1 protein-coding gene and 1 pseudogene are annotated in these 698 nt (G+C 62.5%); one reads left to right on the forward strand and one right to left on the reverse strand.

The features are described 5' to 3' along the window. Positions 1-468 (forward strand): amidohydrolase family protein (locus EN750_RS37510; RefSeq protein ID WP_145968341.1); only part of this gene is annotated, 468 nt, incomplete at its 5' end. Between the two features lie 35 nt (positions 469-503). Here EN750_RS37510 and EN750_RS37515 read toward each other — a convergent pair. Next, a pseudogene (locus tag EN750_RS37515) lies at positions 504-698 on the reverse strand (hypothetical protein); the annotation flags it as partial.

Here is a 698-nt window from a genome sequence, read left to right on the forward strand (position 1 = left end):
GTCTGGCACGGCATTGCGCAAGGCATTGTCGACGTGCTCGGCTCCGACCATGCGCCGCACACGCTGGCCGAGAAGGCCAAGCCGTATCCGGCCTCTCCGTCGGGAATGACCGGCGTGCAGACGCTGGTGCCGATCATGCTCGACCACGTCAATGCCGGCCGGCTAACCTTGCAGCGCTTCGTCGACCTGTCCAGTCATGGCCCGCAGCGGATCTTCGGCATGGCCAGGAAAGGCCGCATCGCCGCCGGCTATGACGCCGACTTCACCATCGTCGACATGATGCGGCGCGAGATGATCACCAATGCGCAGGCCGGCTCGAAAGCCGGCTGGACGCCTTATGATGGCAGGGAAGTGACGGGTTGGCCGGTCGGCACCGTCATTCGAGGCCGACGTGTCATGTGGGAGGGGGAAATCGTCACGCCAGGCCAGGGCAAAGCGGTGGAGTTTTCCGAGGCATTGCCCGTCTAGGCTCCCGGATCTCTGCAAGGGCAGAGGCAGAAAGCTCAATCCCCGGCGACGAAGAACGACCACTGTCCGGCAGGCGTGATGCCGACACGGTAGAAAATATAAGCGCCGAACTGCTTCATGTCGTTGAAATCGCCAGCGGTGACGATCTTGAACAGCTCGACCCGCTGCTTGGCGTCCAGCTTGTCCAGCGGGAGGGCGAAGAAATACGGCCACACATAGAGTTCTTGTGG

The sequence above is a fragment of the Mesorhizobium sp. M7A.F.Ca.ET.027.03.2.1 genome, from assembly GCF_003999175.1.
Classification (GTDB): domain Bacteria; phylum Pseudomonadota; class Alphaproteobacteria; order Rhizobiales; family Rhizobiaceae; genus Mesorhizobium.